Here is a 15,515-nt window from a genome sequence, read left to right as displayed (position 1 = left end):
ATGGATATTCTCACCCTGGTTGGGCTGCTTGCAGGTGTATTAATTGTCGGTCTGGCCATGGTGGCCAATGCGTCATTGCTTACCTTCCTGAACCTTCCGGGCCTGGCCATTGTGCTTGGGGGAACGTTTGCGGTGACCCTGATCAAGTTCCGGATGTCGTCCGTGCTGAGCGCCTTCCGGCTGTCGATCAGTGCAACCTTCATGGACCGGGTTGAGCGTCCGACAGAGCTCATCCGCGAGGTGGGTGAACTGGCCCGGGTGGTCCGCAAGGAGGGTATCCTGGGCCTTGAGAACCACCAGACCGACAACGAATTCCTGAAGAAAGCGATTAACCTCTGCGTTGACGGACATCCACCGGAGCTTGTTGAGGAAGCCCTGTCACAGGAGGTTCAGCAAACCGCCGAGCGCTACGAAGTGGCCGAGCGGGTCTTCCGCGGAATTGGTGAATCCGCCCCCGCCATCGGTATGCTTGGTACCCTGGTGGGGCTGGTGCAGATGCTCAACACCCTGGATGATCCCTCCTCCATTGGTCCGGCCATGGCCATAGCCTTGCTGACCACACTCTACGGTGCCTTTATTGCCCAGCTGATCGCCCTGCCCCTGGCAGACAAGCTGCAACTGAAAGCCGAAGATGAAGCCCGCAACCAGGTACTGATTACCACCTCGATCCGCAACATCATGCGCGGTGAGAATCCCCGGGTCATGACCGAATTGCTGTCGTCGTTCGTGCATCCGGACCAGCGTACCGGTCTGGCACCGGAGCGGGAGGCCTGAGGTTTTGGAGGTTACCCGGCAGAAACAGAAAATCCGTCTGAAAAGCCAGACGCCGGCCTGGATCGTCACCTTTGCCGATCTGGCTACGCTGCTGCTGACCTTTTTCATTCTGTTGTTATCGTTTGCCGAAATGGATGTGCAGAAATACCGCGCCATGGCCAACTCCATGTCGGTGGCGTTCGGATCGAGCAATGTGCTGGCGGACGACGTCGGTGGCTCACCCATCACCCTGGTGGAATCCGATACCGTCTCCTTGCCGGAGCCATCGGAGACTCTGACCAGCGAGCCGGAGTTTATCGATGAGCGGGATGACAGCGTGGCGCCCACCAAGATTCCCGGCGGTGTGATCGATCTGGCCAGTCGCTTGATCCGTGAAATGGAAGCGGAGGTGGCCTCGGACGCGCTCAGCGTCAACTATGACCCCAATCAGGTTGTGATTCGCTTCTCTGAGGAGTCGACATTTCGTTCTGGTGAGGCCGACATCAAACCGGAGATGATTCCCATCATTGACCGAGTGGTTAATGTACTCAGTGCCTGCACGGGTGACGTGTTGGTGTCCGGCTTCACTGATAATCGACCGATCTCCAGCAGTCGATTTCGCTCCAACTGGGATCTCTCCGCAGCCCGCGCCGTGTCGGTGGTGCATGAGCTGGTGATGAATCAGAAGGTTCCCGCGGATCGGGTCATGGCAGCGGGACGGGCCGAGACCAATCCGCTGGCCCCCAACGATTCCCCGGAAAACCGGGCCCGGAATCGCCGGGTGGAAATCGCGATCCGTAATCCCGAGTGCGATGAGTCGGTATCCACTGAGGTATTACCGGTCGAGATCAATCCCTGATCCGGGGCTGTTTGTCCGGTCTTATTCTTGATCCGCAGATTCTCATACTGAATTCATATAACTGACCGGGTTTCAGGGCTTTATACTGTGCCGCCTGAATAACGCACGAACATCGAATAGCAAACGAGAGAGCCTTTATGAGCGGACCAGACAAGCCAAAAGTCATCGGCGAAGAGTGGAGCGACGAGCGGGTCAAAAGCTTTCTCGCCATCGAACCTTACGACAAGGCGGAGAACCCGGATTTCAACGCGCTTCTGAAAGCCTATCAGGCCATGCGCGCGGGCGATTTCGAGCGTTTCATCGGGTTTTTCGTCGATGCCGGCCGGGACCTGAACGCGGTGAACGGCGATGGCGAAACCATTCTGGATTTGATCTCCGAGCACCGTAAGGGCGCCGACTATGCCCGGGCGCTGGAAAACGCCGGTGCCAGGCGCAATGCTGGCGCCGGGAACTGATCCCGGCGCTGCCAGCCTTTCCCGGAAGGGACGTTACTGAACGTCTACCTCAATGGCTTTCGGCTCCTTCGGTTCGGCCTTCTGCACGGTCAGGGTCAGCAGACCATCCTTGAAGTTGGCTTTCACGCTGTTCTCGTCGACATTGTCCGGTAGCGTGAAGCGGCGCAGGAAACTGCCGTAGTAGCGTTCTACCCGGTGGACCTTCTTGTCGTTGGTTTCCTCCTCGTGCTTGCGCTCACCTTCGATCGTGAGCACGCCATCGTGAACGGTCACCTTGACGTCTTTCTTGTCCATGCCGGGCAGTTCCGCCTCAATGGAGAAGGCTTCCGGCGTCTCTTTAATATCGACAGCCGGAGTCCAGTCACTGCGACTGAACAGATCTTTGCCCTCACCGCTACGGCCCAGACCCAGCATCCGGTTGTAGCGGCTCATGAGGTCTTCGAACTCGTTAATCGGGTTCCAACGGGTAATGTTGCTCATGGGAAAATCCTCCCTTTCTCGAAAACGAACCTGAATGGTTAAATCAGCTCCGTTCGCGGAACAACACCTTGCCGGTGGTACCTGGCCGGCTGGCTATCCGTGAACTTTTGCTAAGTTCGAATCTAGGTCCAGCCGGGAAATTTTCAAGGGTGATCTGTACGATTTTTGACCTGCATCAGGAGGCGGACTCGGCTAGATATTCGTCCTTAAGTTTGACGTAATTGGCGGCGGTATATTTGAAGAAGGTGCGCTCCTTGTCGGTCAGGGGCCGCGCCTGTTTGGCCGGGGAGCCCACGTACAGGTATCCGGATTCCAGGGTTTTTCCCGGCGGTACCAGGCAGCCAGCGGCGACAATGACTTCGTCCTCGACCACGGCGCCGTCCATGATGATGCAGCCCATACCCACCAGCACCCGGCTGCCAATGGTGCAGCCATGCAACAGGGCCTTGTGGCCAACCGTCACATCGTCGCCGAGGGTGAGCGGATAGCCACCGGGGTTGTAGTCGCTGGCATGGGTGATGTGCAGAACGGAGCCGTCCTGAATGCTGCAGCGGTCGCCAATTCGGATCTGGTGCATGTCGCCGCGCACGACTGTCATCGGCCAGATGGAGCAATCCGCACCGGTTTTTACATCACCGATCACCACAGAACTCGGATCAATCCAGTTCCGTTCCCCTAATTGTGGCGCTTTACCCTTGTGAGAGCGTACATTCGTCATTACATATACCTTTCAGGCGATTATGATCCTGCAGTAAGAGTTCCTGGGGAGAGGCTTTCCGAAACACGCTCCTTGCGGCACGTCCATGTGACGCTTGAGCTCCGCCATCCATGGCTCCGCACAGTTTCGGAAAGCCTCTCCCCAGGAACTCGTCAGACATTGTGATTGCCTGAAACTAACTTATCCACAGAGTGCTGAGAAGAGGACTTATGAATAACCCATTGTTGACCGACGATCTGTTGCCGAAGTTCGATCATATCCGGACCGAGCACATGGAAACGGCGATTGATCAGATTCTCAGTGAGAACCGTGTGAAAATTCAGCAGCTTGCCCAGCAAGACGACCCCACCTGGGATACCCTGGCCCAGCCCATGCAGGCGCTGGAAGACAAACTGAGCAATGCCTGGTCCGTCATCTCGCATCTGAACGGAGTGATGAACAACGACGAGCTGCGCAAGGTCTACAAGAACTGCCTGGAAAAGCTCACCGAGTACAGCACCGAAGTCAGCCAGAACGAGTTGCTCTGCAACGCCTACAAAAAGCTGGCTGCCCGCGATGATTTCAAGGCGCTGAGCGAGTCCCAGCGCAAGTCCATCGACAACATCCTTCGGGACTTCCATCTCGGCGGCGTGGACCTTCCCGCTGAACAGAAAAAGCGTTATGCCGACCTGTCGCGGGAACTGGCTGAGTTGTCCAATAAATTCAGCGATAACGTACTGGATGCGACCCAACACTGGTTCAAGCAGATTACCGACGTTGATGAGCTCTCTGGCATTCCGGAAACTGCCATTGAGGGCGCAAAACAGGCCGCCCGCCAGAAGGAGCTGGACGGCTATGTGATCACCCTGGATTTCCCCAGCTTTTTCCCAGTCATGACCTACTGCGATAACCGGGAGCTACGCCGCGAAGTCTACGAGGCGTTCGTCACCCGCGCGTCCGATCAGGGCCCGGATGCCGGACAGTGGGACAACACGCCGGTGATGGCCGAGATCCTCAAGCGCCGCCATGCGCTCTCCCAGTTGCTGGGTTTCGACAACTACGCTCAGCGTTCCCTGGCCACCAAGATGGCCCGCAGTGTGGACGAAGTGATGGACTTCCTCAATCAGCTTGCGGCCAAATCCAAACCGGTGGCGGAGAAAGAATTTGCCGAACTCAAGGCCTTTGCCAAGGAGGAGCATGGCGTTGACGAGCTGAAAGCCTGGGATGTGGGTTACTACAGCGAGAAGCTGCGCCAGAAGCAGTACGACATCTCGCCGGAAACACTGCGGCCCTGGTTCCCTGTGGATAAAGTGGTACCCGGCCTGTTCCGGGTGGCGGAGAAGTTGTTTGGCGTGCAGATTGAGGAGCGTTCAGACGTCGAGACCTGGCACGAGGATGCCAAAGCCTACTGCATCAGCCGGAACGGCGAAGCGGTGGCCTGGTTCTACCTCGATCTGTATGCCCGTCAGGGCAAGCGCGGTGGCGCCTGGATGGCGGACTGCCGTGTACGGTGGCGTAACCAGCGCGGCCAGCTCCAGTTGCCAGTGGCGTTCCTGACCTGTAACTTCACGCCCCCGGTGAATGGCAAACCAGCACTGCTGACCCACGATGAAGTGACCACCCTGTTCCATGAATTCGGCCATGGTCTGCACCACATGCTGACTCAGGTGGAAGTGCTGGATGTTTCCGGTATCAACGGCGTGGCGTGGGATGCTGTCGAACTGCCAAGCCAGTTCCTCGAAAACTGGTGCTGGAACCCGGATTCCCTGGCACTGATTGCCAGCCACCACGAAACCGGGGAGCCCCTGCCGGAAGACCTGCTCAACAAGCTGCTGGCGGCCAAGAACTTCCAGTCTGGTATGGGCATGGTGCGACAGCTGGAATTCTCGCTGTTCGATTTCCGCCTGCACGCGGAATTCACCGACGAGGCTCCGACCAATCCGCTGGATATGCATCGCACCGTGCGGGAAGACATTGCCGTGGTGGAAGCGCCGGAGTTCAACCGCTTCCCGAACGCCTTCTCCCACATTTTTGCCGGTGGTTACGCGGCGGGTTACTACAGCTACAAATGGGCTGAGGTACTGGCGGCGGACGCGTTCTCCCTGTTTGAGGAAAACGGCATCTTCGATCCGGAAACCGGTACGGCCTTCCTGACGAATATCCTGGAGAAGGGCGGTTCGCAGGAGCCGATGGAGTTGTTCAAGGCCTTCCGCGGTCGTGAACCGCAAGTGGACGCCCTGTTGAAACAATCCGGCATCACGGACGAAGCCGCCTGAGCCAAGCGCGCCCTGCCGTCGTATCGGCGTCAGGGCCTTTATTTCTGGAGTTGAATTATGGCGAGTCCAAAACGCTTTATCGCCGGCGCTGTCTGTCCCCGTTGTGCGGAGATGGACAAAATCATGATGTTCACTGACGACAACGACAAGCAGGTTCGCGAATGCGTGGCCTGTGGGTTTACTGATGCGATGAGCGACGAGCCTGACGTTCAGGCGGCTGAGCTGGAAACCCGGGTGAACAAGCGTAAGAACGAGGACGACCACACGGTTCAGCAGGTGGTGTTCTTTAAGTCCGGGCAGGATGAGTAAGCTGCTGGTGGTTTTGTCTTGTAGCCTGATGATTGTGGGGGGTGAGAGGTCGCGGGGGTTCTTTTCTTCTGGGAAAAAACAACTCGCTTCGCTCAGACATTTTTTTCCCGCCAGAAAAGAACCCCCACACCCTCTCGTTTTAACCCAAGCGATATCGCCGTAAAGCGTTTCCCGATCAACATTGGCTGACCTGGAGATCCCTTTCCTTTTCCCGGGCGTTATCTCTAAGGTTCGCTCGCGAGGGGGTTGGGGGGATTTTTCCCGCCAGAAATGGATGTCTGAGCGCAGCGAGTTCCATTTCCAAGGGAAAAACTCTCCCCAACCCCATCGCAGCCACCAGAACCTGCAGGCTACAAAATGAGGACTAACGCCATCAACGCTTAAAGAACCATAGCCGCCAACCACCCGAAGCCAAGCAACGGCAGGTTGTAGTGCAGGAAGGTCGGTACCACGGTGTCCCAGATGTGGTTGTGCTGGCCGTCGACGTTGAGGCCGGCGGTGGGGCCGAGGGTGGAATCGGAGGCCGGGGAACCGGCATCACCGAGGGCGCCAGCGGTGCCGACCAGAGCCACGATGGCCAACGGGCTGAAGCCCATTTGCAGGGCCAGCGGTACGTACAGGGCGGCGATGATGGGGATGGTGGAGAAGGATGAGCCGATGCCCATGGTGATCAGCAGGCCGACACCCAGCATCAGGAACGCGGCCAGGGGCTTGTTGTCGCCGATGGTGGCAACGGAGCCTTCAACCAGGCTGGCGATGTCGCCGGTTTCCCGCATCACTTCGGCAAAGCCGTTGGCGGCGATCATGATGAAGCCGATCATCGCCAGCATTTTCATGCCTTCGGTGAACAGGTCGTCAGCCTCTTTCCACTTCACCACGCCGGACAGGTTGAACAGCACGAAGCCCGCCAGAGCACCCAGAATCATGGAGCCCAGCCAGAGCTGAACCACGAAGGCCGCCACGATGGCGACCAGAGCCATGATCAGAGTGCGGGGGCTGTACTGCACATCCACCCGTTCGGTCCGTTCGATGGCTTTCATGTCGTACTGGCGTTCACCGCGGTAGCTGAAGAACACCGCAACCAGCAGGCCCACCAGCATACCCACCGCAGGCAGTGCCATGGCAGACATAACGTTCAGGTTGGACGCATCGACGCCGTTGTCGGCCACGTTGGCCAGCAGGATCTCGTTCAGGTAGATGCCGCCAAAGCCTACTGGCAAGAACATGTACGGGGTGATCAGACCAAAGGTCAGCACGCAGGCAACCAGGCGACGGTCCATGTTCAGTTTGGCCATGACATACAGTAAGGGCGGCACCACGAGCGGGATGAAGGCGATGTGAATCGGCAGGATGTTCTGGGAGGAAATGGCCACAGCCAGCAGCAAGCCGATAATCAGGAACCGGATGCCGTTGACGGCGCCGCCGCTGTCCTGGCGACCGACCAGGGCCAGAGCCTTGTCGGCCAGGGCGTGGGCCAGGCCGGATTTTCCGATGGCAACGGCGAAGGCACCGAGCGTGGCGTAAGACAAAGCTACGGTCGCACCGCCCCCTAGCCCGCTGTTAAAGGCGTTAATAGTGTCTTCGAGGGACAGGCCCGAGATCAGGCCACCGGATATGGCTCCGATGATCAGGGCGACGACAACGTGGATGCGGCACAGGCTCAGTATGAGCATGATGGCCACCGCGGCAACAACGGCGTTCATGACAGACTCCGGGTAGGAATGGCTGGATTATCTGGCCCCTTTTGAGGGCCAGGTTCACGAAAAGCGGGCTAATGTGCAGGAAATGATCACAACAGTCAAAGCGGAATTGTGACTATCAGGTGTCACCGATACGAGCGAACCGCGGGACCTGTTCACCGGCCACCTCAACGGTTTCACGGAACATGGAGAGTGGTCTGACCCACAGGCTGTGATCGCCATACAGGCACCGGTAGACCACCAGCCACTCCTCGGTCTCGCTGTGGCGGGCGATATCAATCACCTGGTAATCCTTGCCTTTGTAATGGCGATAGCGACCCGGTTGCAGTTCGGGCTTTCTGTCTGGCATTGATTTTCTCCTGGCGTCGTTCGAAATACCGCTTGGGCGGGATGCCGGGACGCCCACAAGGGTCTAAACTGCTAGGTACAGGTTACAGGGACGGTTGTGAACCCTGCTCAGGGATTCGGAAGTGTAGTTCAAGTCACGATGTCCGGAAACCGGAACCTTCTATGAAACAATCCGCCCATGCAGCGGTGCTATGCCTGGTTTATCTTGTTCTTGTGTTGTCGGCTACCAGGGTAGTGGCCGCGGAGCCCGAATATCACTGGTTTGAGGATGCCGGCGATCGTCTGGGCATTTCCGATGTAGTCGCCCTTGCTCCCGGCCGGTGGCAAACCTTCAGTGCCGATCAGGTGTTGAATCTCGGCTTCAGCGATGGCGCCTTCTGGGTTCGGGTTGATGTGCCCCCCTCGGATCGCAGCCGGGTTCTGGCGATCAGCTACCCGTTGCTTGATGTAGTGGATGTCTACTGGACGAAGGAGGCAACGGTTCTCGAGGCCTACCAGACCGGTGACCTGCGGCCGTTCTCGAGCCGGCCCATTCCCAATCGGGAATTCCTGTTTCCGGTGCCCAGTGAAGCGGCATCGCTGACGGCGTATATCAGGGTGAAGACCCAGGGATCGGTCCAGATTCCCATCGCCATCATGACGTCCGTCGAGTTTCTGGCTCGGGATCAGATTTCCTATGGCTGGCAAACTATGTTTCTGGGCATCATCGTGGCCCTTACCCTTTACAATATCTTCCTCTACAGCATTGTTCGTCACCCGGCGTATCTCTGGTATGTGCTGACGGTGCTGTCATCAGGCCTGGTTCAGCTAAACTTTCATGGTGTCGTATTCCAATGGTTATGGCCCGACGATCCATGGATCAATCGGTATTTTACGGTCCTGATTGTGGCCACGGCGCTGTTCTCCGCGACGATGTTCACGCTGCACTTCATTGCGGTCAGGCGATACAGCCCCTGGGGGTTCCGGGTGTTGCAGGGCATGCTGGGGGCCGCGGTCTTCGCCTTCATTTACGGGCTGGTGGGGGGCTACCAGAGTGGCATTGTTCTGATCAGTGCCCTGGCTGCCATTGCCACGCCGGCGGCCTGGCTGGTGGGGTTGAGGGTCTGGCGCCAGGGGCAGAAACTGGCGGGGTTTTATGTGCTTGCCTGGACGCCGCTGCTACTGGGCCATCTGGTGCTGGCGATCAGCAAGCTGGGTTATCTGCCGCGTACCTTCCTGACCGAATTCGGGTCGCAAATCGGGGTGGCACTTGAGGTGATTCTGCTCTCGTTCGCCCTGGCTTACCGGATCAATCTGGAGCGGCAGCGCCGGATGCAGGCCCAGGAAGAAGCGCTGGACATTCAGCTGAAGGCCAACCAAACGCTGGAAGAGCGGGTCAGCGAACGCACGGATGATCTGGAACGGGCGAACTCTCGTCTAAAGGCCATGAGCCTCACCGATGGTCTGACTCAGGTGGCGAACCGGCGCCAGTTTGATGATGTGCTGGTTACAGAGTGGAACCGGGCCGCGAGGCAGGCCCATGCACTCAGTTTGTTGATTCTGGATATCGATCATTTCAAGTCGGTGAATGACAGGTATGGCCACCTGGTGGGAGACGACTGCCTGATTACAGTGGCGGCCCTGTGCGGATCCGAAATCCAGCGTTCTGGGGATTTGCTGGCCCGGTATGGGGGGGAAGAGTTTGTGGTGCTGTTGCCGACAACGCCGATTGAGGGGGCCGAGCAGGTTGCTGAGCGTTTGCGCCAGGCGGTGGAAGACGCCTCTGTTCACCCGGATGCCCAGGTCACGCCAATCAGCCTCACCATCAGCGTCGGCGTGGCCTGTATGATTCCCGACCGTAACGCCAAGCCGGGTGAGCTGGTCCGGCGGGCAGACGAGGCACTCTATGCCGCCAAAGGCGCGGGCCGCAATCGGGTGATGCTCTACCGTGGATACCGGGCGGTATCCACGGGCGATTCCTGACGGACCTAGTTCTTCAGCTTGTAACGACCCGGGCCAAGGAAGATCACGGCGACGGCGGTAAACAGGAAGAACCCCTGCAGTTCCAGCGCCCAGCCGCCACTACCGCCCAGTGTGAGCAGCTGATGCGTATGCACCAAGGCGATGGCAACCAGCATGTTGAAGACAATCAGCAGGGCGCCGATCCGGGTCTGGTACCCGAGAATAACCATCAGCGGCGCAATCAGCTCGCCTATGAATACGCCATAGGCGAGGAACGCGGGTAATCCGTGGCCGGCCAGCTGCCCTTCAATGAAGCCAATGCCGTTCAGCAGTTTGGCGATCCCGTGAAACAGCATGAGTCCGCCGAGTGTCAGGCGGATGATCAGTTTTCCAAGGTCGGCGTTTTCCAGCACGTTGGTGTCTCCAGGTTGGGGTCGTTGCGAGGCTTGCAAGCATACCGGGTAAAACGCGGCGCTCAAAGGGTATCTACAGGCGGGAGATGACGGCTCACAGGAGGCTCGAACCGAGCTGGAAACGGATGTGATTACGGTCGAGCAGGTTTTCCCAGTACTGCCTCATCCAGTCCCAGGCCACATGGTTGACCTGATCCACGAATGGATCCAGATCCAGGTTGTAATAGTCCGGTGTCCCGGCAATCTGCTGAACGGTGAAGACAATGGACTCGTCCAGTTCATTGGCGAAGGGCTCACCGATGAGCTGGTGTGCCAGCAGGTTTGCTCGGGTCGCGTCGATATCCACCAGCTCGCCTGCGCGGGTGGAGCGGTTATTCTCGTACATTTCTTCCATCAGGCGATGGCACAGGTAGGCCCGGATCAGCAGTCCATCCAGCCCGTCAAACCGGACCAGGTCTGCTGAGGGCTGTGTGAAATAGCGGGTCGCGGCCTCGATGAAGGGAGCGAAAAGTTCGGATTCACCGGCCTCTCGGGCGCAGGCCTCGACGCACTCGATGAGTCGGGGCGCCATCTCGATATACTCTACGGCGAACTGGAACAGACAGGTCGCAGGCTGGTGGCCATCAATGACTTTTACAGCGGCAGGCAGGCCCGGTGCCTTCTCGCGGAGCTGGCGGAGAAAGGTTCCTGAGCGGGCTTCTTTCCTTCGTGCCTGGTCGATAATTTCCAGAACAACCTGTGGTGTCATTTCAGGAGATGCCGGTGTTTGAACAGTATGAGGTCGCAAGGCGCCTCCTGTTGTCGGGTAACAGTCGTTGAGGCGGGCTGGCGGGCATGTTCCCCGCTGCTCGGCCATTTAACACAAGTGTAGTCGACATTTTGTCGGCTGCTGTCCAGGCCGAGGGAAATGTGGCGCTGAATTGTAACAAATTGAATACTGTTTCAGGTGTCCGGGAACCACCGACCCTTCCGGGTGTGAGCCCGGCACAGCCAGCCCATGCTGGCTGCTCGTGCCAGCATCAGACAGATCAATGAGAACCACAGGCCGTGATTGCCCCAACCTGTGCTCAACCACCAGGCCGGGAGAAAGACCGCCATTGCGGAGAACAGCATGGTGTTCTGCATATCCCGGGTCCGGGTCGCACCGATAAATACGCCATCCAACAGAAAACCCCAGACCGAGGCCAACGGCAGAGCCCAAAGCCAGGGCAGATACTGCCACGCTGTTGTGCGCACCTCCGGTATACCGGTCAGCAGTGCAATGAGGGCTTTGCCTGCGAACACGAACACCAGCGTCAAAAGCAGAGCGCCCCACAGGGACCAGCGCAGCGCGCTGCGAAAAACAATGCGAAAGCGGCGCCGGCTACCCTTGCCGATGGCCTCGCCGATGAGCGCCTCGGCCGCGTTGGCAAAGCCGTCCAGGGCGTTCGAGATCACCAGCAGGAAGGTGATGAGCACCGCATTGGCGGCCAGCACGGTATCGCCCTGGCGTGCACCCTGGGCGGTGAAAAAGGCAAGCACCAACAGCAACGCAATGGTGCGCACCATGATGTAGCGATTCACCCTCAGTATTTGCAGGTAATCCGACAACTCCCCGATCAGGGCACGGGTCAGTTTCTGGCCCTCCGGCATCCGGGTCAGGACAATACCAAAGCCAATGGTCGCGGCGCCGTATTCGGCGATCACCGTGGCGATGGCGACTCCCCGACTGTTCCACCCCAGGCCGGTAACGAACAGCACGTCGAGAACAATATTGAGGCCATTGGCAACGATCAGCATGACCATTGGGCCCCTGGCAAACTGGGTGCCGATCAGCCAGCCGACCAGAGTGTACTGGCAGAGCACTGCCGGGGCACTCCAGATGCGGATCGACGCATACTCCGCTGCCAGCGTGGTGACATCCTCACTCGGATTCATCAGCGCCAGCCCAACCGCGATCAATGGCTTGTGGAAGAGGATGAGCACCAGGCCGATCATGATCGCCAGAAGCACTGAACGTAGCAGCAGCGCGACCTGACCAAAAGGGTCCCGTTTGCCCCAGGCCTGAGCTGCCAGCCCGGTGGTTCCCATGCGCATGAAGCCGAAGGTCCAGTACAGAATGCTGAACAGGTTGGCGCCCACGGCAACGGCCCCCAGGTACTCCGGGCTGTCCAGGTGGCCCAGTACGGCGGTGTCGACCAGACCCAGCAATGGCACCGTCAGGTTGGTGAGCATCAGGGGCCAGGCCAGGGCCCAGAGGCGCCGGTCCGTCGTCGGTAATTGGAAACTGATATTCGCTTTGATTCTCAAAAATTCCTGGTTAGCAGTTTTGGATTTAGGCCATTTTTTAGCCTTTTCTTGATCTGTGTCTATACTCGAATTTGGTATATCCGTAAGCAGGCTTCCACTTTGATCTCCTGCCGGTGTGTGCGAGCACCCAGGGAAATCAAAGGGATTACGCAAAATCCGACAAGAATAACACTCTGTGGAGACACAGTATGCGCGTGCACGCTAAGCGGGCAGGTGCCCTTGTTGGCGGACTTATGTTACCGACCTTGTCCATGGCGGACTGGACGGTGAATATGACGCCCGGGGTGACCGGCACCAGCAATGAGATATTCAGCCTTCACATGACCATTCTCTGGATCTGCGTCGTCATCGGCGTCGTGGTGTTCGGGGTAATGTTCTGGTCGATCTTTGCCCACCGGAAATCCCAGGGCCACAAACCAGCCAACTTCCACGAGAACACCGTGGTGGAAATACTCTGGACCATTATCCCCTTCGTGATACTGGTTGTTATGGCCATTCCTGCCACTGCAACGCTTGTCGATATGTACGACACCAGCGAGGCAGATGTAGACATCAAAATCACCGGCTACCAATGGAAGTGGCAATACGAGTATCTCGATGAAGAGTTCGGGTACTTCTCCAATCTCGCCACTCCTCCAGACCAGATCAATAACCGTCAGAACAAGGGGGAGAACTACCTGCTTGAGGTGGACAATCCTCTGATCGTGCCTGTCGGCAAGAAAATACGTCTGTTGCTGACGGCCAACGATGTCATCCATTCCTGGTGGGTGCCGGATTTCGGCGTCAAGAAAGATGCCATCCCGGGCTTTATCAACGAAGCCTGGACCCGGGTGGATGAGCCCGGCATCTATCGCGGTCAGTGCACCGAGCTTTGTGGCAAAAACCACGGATTTATGCCAGTGGTGGTGAAAGCCGTTCCAGAGGCGGAGTACAACACCTGGGTCGCTGAACAGAAAGCGGCGGCCGAGAAAGAGCGTGAGCTGACCCAGAAAGACTGGACCATGGCCGAATTGATGGCGCGTGGCGAGAAGTCTTACCAGACCAACTGTGCGGCCTGCCACCAGCCCGATGGCAGTGGTGCGCCCCCGGCGTTCCCCGCTCTCAAGGGCAGCCCGATTGCGACCGGCGACATGGCAGCCCATATCGATATTGTGGTGCACGGCAAGTCTGGCACTGCCATGCAGGCATTCGGTGGTCAGCTGAGCGAAGTGGACCTGGCGGCGATTATTACTTTCGAGCGTAATGCCTGGGGTAATAACACCGGAGACATGGTCACGCCGAAACAGATATTCGATTACAAGAACCAGCAGTAATCGACACCAGATAACGGAATTCGCCAGCCAAATACGGCGGTAACGGGGGTTTTCATGAGTGCGGTTGCAGATACCCACACCCAGGAACATCATCACGGCCCGGCCAAAGGCATCAGCCGCTGGCTTTTGACCACCAACCACAAGGACATCGGGACCATGTACCTGGTGTTCAGTTTCGCCATGTTCCTCCTCGGGGGGTGCATGGCGATGGTCATCCGGGCCGAACTCTTCCAGCCCGGCCTGCAGATTGTGCAGCCGGAATTCTTTAACCAGATGACCACCATGCATGGCCTGATCATGGTCTTTGGTGCCGTTATGCCGGCCTTCGTCGGCCTTGCTAACTGGATGCTGCCTTTGATGATCGGGGCGCCGGACATGGCTTTGCCCAGGATGAATAACTGGAGTTTCTGGTTGTTGCCCTGTGCCTTCCTGATTCTGGTATCCACATTGTTCATGGAAGGCGGTGCGCCCAACTTCGGCTGGACCTTTTACGCGCCCCTATCCACAACCTATGGCCCGCCCAGCACCACGTTCTTTATTTTTGCGGTCCACATCATGGGGATTTCCTCCATCATGGGCGCCATCAACGTCATTGCCACCATCCTGAACCTGCGGGCACCGGGGATGACCCTGATGAAAATGCCCCTGTTCGTATGGACCTGGCTGATCACCGCCTTCCTGTTGATTGCGGTGATGCCGGTACTGGCGGGCGTGGTCACGATGATGCTGATGGACATCAACTTTGGCACCAGCTTCTTTGATGCCTCCGGCGGCGGCGACCCGGTCCTGTTCCAGCACGTGTTCTGGTTCTTCGGGCACCCCGAGGTTTACATCATGATTCTGCCGGCGTTCGGTGCGGTGTCTCACATTATTCCGGCCTTCTCCCGCAAGCCGCTGTTTGGCTACGCCTCCATGGTGTATGCGGTCGGTGCCATTGCCCTGTTGTCCTTCATCGTCTGGGCCCACCACATGTTCACCGTCGGGGTTCCGCTGGCGGGGCAGTTGTTCTTCATGTACGCCACCATGCTGATCGCCGTGCCCACCGGGGTAAAAGTATTCAACTGGGTGGCAACCATGTTCCGTGGGTCGCTGAGCTTTGAGGCACCGATGCTGTTCGCGGTGGCCTTCGTTATCCTGTTCACCATCGGTGGCTTTTCCGGACTGATGCTGGCCATAGCGCCCTCGGACTTCCAGTACCACGACACCTACTTCGTGGTGGCTCACTTCCACTACGTGCTGGTGCCGGGGGCCATCTTCGGCATCTTCGCATCGGCCTACTTCTGGTTGCCCAAGTGGACCGGGCACATGTACGACGAGACCCTGGCCAAGACCCATTTCTGGCTGTCGTTCATCGGTATGAATCTGGCGTTCTTCCCTATGCACTTCCTTGGCCTTGCGGGCATGCCGCGCCGGATACCCGACTACGCACTGCAGTTTGCTGACTTCAATATGGTCTCCAGTGTTGGAGCGTTCATGTTCGGAGCCACTCAGCTGCTGTTCCTGTTTATCGTGGTGAAGTGTGTCCGGGGTGGCAAAGCCGCTGAGGCAAAACCCTGGGATGGTGCGGAAGGTCTTGAATGGACCGTGCCTTCACCGGCGCCTTACCATACCTTCGCAACGCCCCCGGAAGTGAAATAACCGGGGGTGCCGAGGAAGCGGTAAAACACAACAACAAACGATAA

Annotated in this window: 15 protein-coding genes; 8 read left to right on the top strand and 7 right to left on the bottom strand. The window is 58.1% G+C overall.

Features of this window, described 5'->3' with window-relative positions:
- The 3 genes from D777_RS13690 to D777_RS13680 all read left to right on the top strand — a co-directional run bounded on the left by D777_RS13690 (position 1) and on the right by D777_RS13680 (position 2,067).
- Positions 1-774: a motility protein A gene (locus D777_RS13690; RefSeq protein ID WP_036133220.1), complete on the top strand. Its 774-nt coding sequence runs from the start codon at positions 1-3 to the stop codon at positions 772-774.
- Positions 775-778: 4 nt separating this feature from the next.
- Positions 779-1,612 (top strand): OmpA family protein, encoded by an 834-nt coding sequence (locus D777_RS13685; protein ID WP_036133219.1) that lies wholly within the window; start codon positions 779-781, stop codon positions 1,610-1,612.
- Between the two features lie 137 nt (positions 1,613-1,749).
- Positions 1,750-2,067, top strand: coding sequence for a PA4642 family protein (locus D777_RS13680; RefSeq protein ID WP_036133217.1), 318 nt, complete (start codon positions 1,750-1,752; stop codon positions 2,065-2,067).
- 33 nt (positions 2,068-2,100) lie between these two features.
- On the opposite strand, the gene D777_RS13675 is transcribed toward D777_RS13680, so the two are convergent.
- Both D777_RS13675 and D777_RS13670 read right to left on the bottom strand, forming a co-directional pair.
- Positions 2,101-2,547 carry an Hsp20/alpha crystallin family protein gene (locus D777_RS13675; RefSeq protein WP_036133215.1) on the bottom strand — a complete coding sequence of 149 codons (447 nt, stop codon included), beginning with the start codon at positions 2,545-2,547 and terminating at the stop codon, positions 2,101-2,103.
- 175 nt (positions 2,548-2,722) lie between these two features.
- The gene (locus tag D777_RS13670) at positions 2,723-3,265 is read right to left on the bottom strand and encodes a gamma carbonic anhydrase family protein (RefSeq protein WP_036133213.1); all 543 of its coding nucleotides are present in this window, start codon (positions 3,263-3,265) and stop codon (positions 2,723-2,725) included.
- A 209-nt stretch (positions 3,266-3,474) separates the two neighbouring features.
- Between D777_RS13670 and prlC the strand changes: the two genes are divergently transcribed.
- A complete protein-coding gene (prlC, locus tag D777_RS13665; RefSeq protein WP_036133211.1) occupies positions 3,475-5,520 on the top strand; it encodes an oligopeptidase A in 2,046 nt (681 codons plus the stop codon).
- Positions 5,521-5,577: 57 nt separating this feature from the next.
- Positions 5,578-5,829 (top strand): YheV family putative zinc ribbon protein, encoded by a 252-nt coding sequence (locus tag D777_RS13660; protein ID WP_036133209.1) that lies wholly within the window; start codon positions 5,578-5,580, stop codon positions 5,827-5,829.
- Between the two features lie 380 nt (positions 5,830-6,209).
- On the opposite strand, the gene D777_RS13655 is transcribed toward D777_RS13660, so the two are convergent.
- Complete coding sequence (locus D777_RS13655; protein WP_036133207.1) at positions 6,210-7,532, bottom strand: Na+/H+ antiporter family protein; 1,323 nt, start codon at positions 7,530-7,532, stop codon at positions 6,210-6,212.
- A 115-nt stretch (positions 7,533-7,647) separates the two neighbouring features.
- On the bottom strand, positions 7,648-7,878 hold the full coding sequence (locus D777_RS13650) for a DUF1653 domain-containing protein (protein WP_036133205.1): 231 nt from the start codon (positions 7,876-7,878) through the stop codon (positions 7,648-7,650).
- Between the two features lie 161 nt (positions 7,879-8,039).
- Between D777_RS13650 and D777_RS13645 the strand changes: the two genes are divergently transcribed.
- A complete protein-coding gene (locus D777_RS13645) occupies positions 8,040-9,839 on the top strand; it encodes a sensor domain-containing diguanylate cyclase (RefSeq protein ID WP_081849566.1) in 1,800 nt (599 codons plus the stop codon).
- Positions 9,840-9,844: 5 nt separating this feature from the next.
- Here the strand turns inward: D777_RS13645 and D777_RS13640 are convergent, their stop codons facing one another.
- The 3 genes from D777_RS13640 to D777_RS13630 form a co-directional block, all read right to left on the bottom strand.
- On the bottom strand, positions 9,845-10,231 hold the full coding sequence (locus D777_RS13640) for a DoxX family protein (RefSeq protein ID WP_036133203.1): 387 nt from the start codon (positions 10,229-10,231) through the stop codon (positions 9,845-9,847).
- 94 nt (positions 10,232-10,325) lie between these two features.
- Positions 10,326-10,979 (bottom strand): hypothetical protein, encoded by a 654-nt coding sequence (locus D777_RS13635; protein ID WP_036133201.1) that lies wholly within the window; start codon positions 10,977-10,979, stop codon positions 10,326-10,328.
- 194 nt (positions 10,980-11,173) lie between these two features.
- Positions 11,174-12,445 carry an MATE family efflux transporter gene (locus D777_RS13630; protein WP_081849572.1) on the bottom strand — a complete coding sequence of 424 codons (1,272 nt, stop codon included), beginning with the start codon at positions 12,443-12,445 and terminating at the stop codon, positions 11,174-11,176.
- Between the two features lie 263 nt (positions 12,446-12,708).
- Between D777_RS13630 and coxB the strand changes: the two genes are divergently transcribed.
- Both coxB and ctaD read left to right on the top strand, forming a co-directional pair.
- A complete protein-coding gene (coxB, locus tag D777_RS13625) occupies positions 12,709-13,833 on the top strand; it encodes a cytochrome c oxidase subunit II (RefSeq protein ID WP_036133198.1) in 1,125 nt (374 codons plus the stop codon).
- Positions 13,834-13,887: 54 nt separating this feature from the next.
- Complete coding sequence (gene ctaD, locus D777_RS13620) at positions 13,888-15,471, top strand: cytochrome c oxidase subunit I (RefSeq protein WP_036133196.1); 1,584 nt, start codon at positions 13,888-13,890, stop codon at positions 15,469-15,471.
- The last annotated feature ends 44 nt before the right edge of the window (positions 15,472-15,515 follow it).

The organism is Marinobacter nitratireducens (assembly GCF_000708045.1).
Classification (GTDB): Bacteria; Pseudomonadota; Gammaproteobacteria; order Pseudomonadales; family Oleiphilaceae; genus Marinobacter; species Marinobacter nitratireducens.
This window is presented reverse-complemented; position numbering and strand designations above follow the sequence as displayed.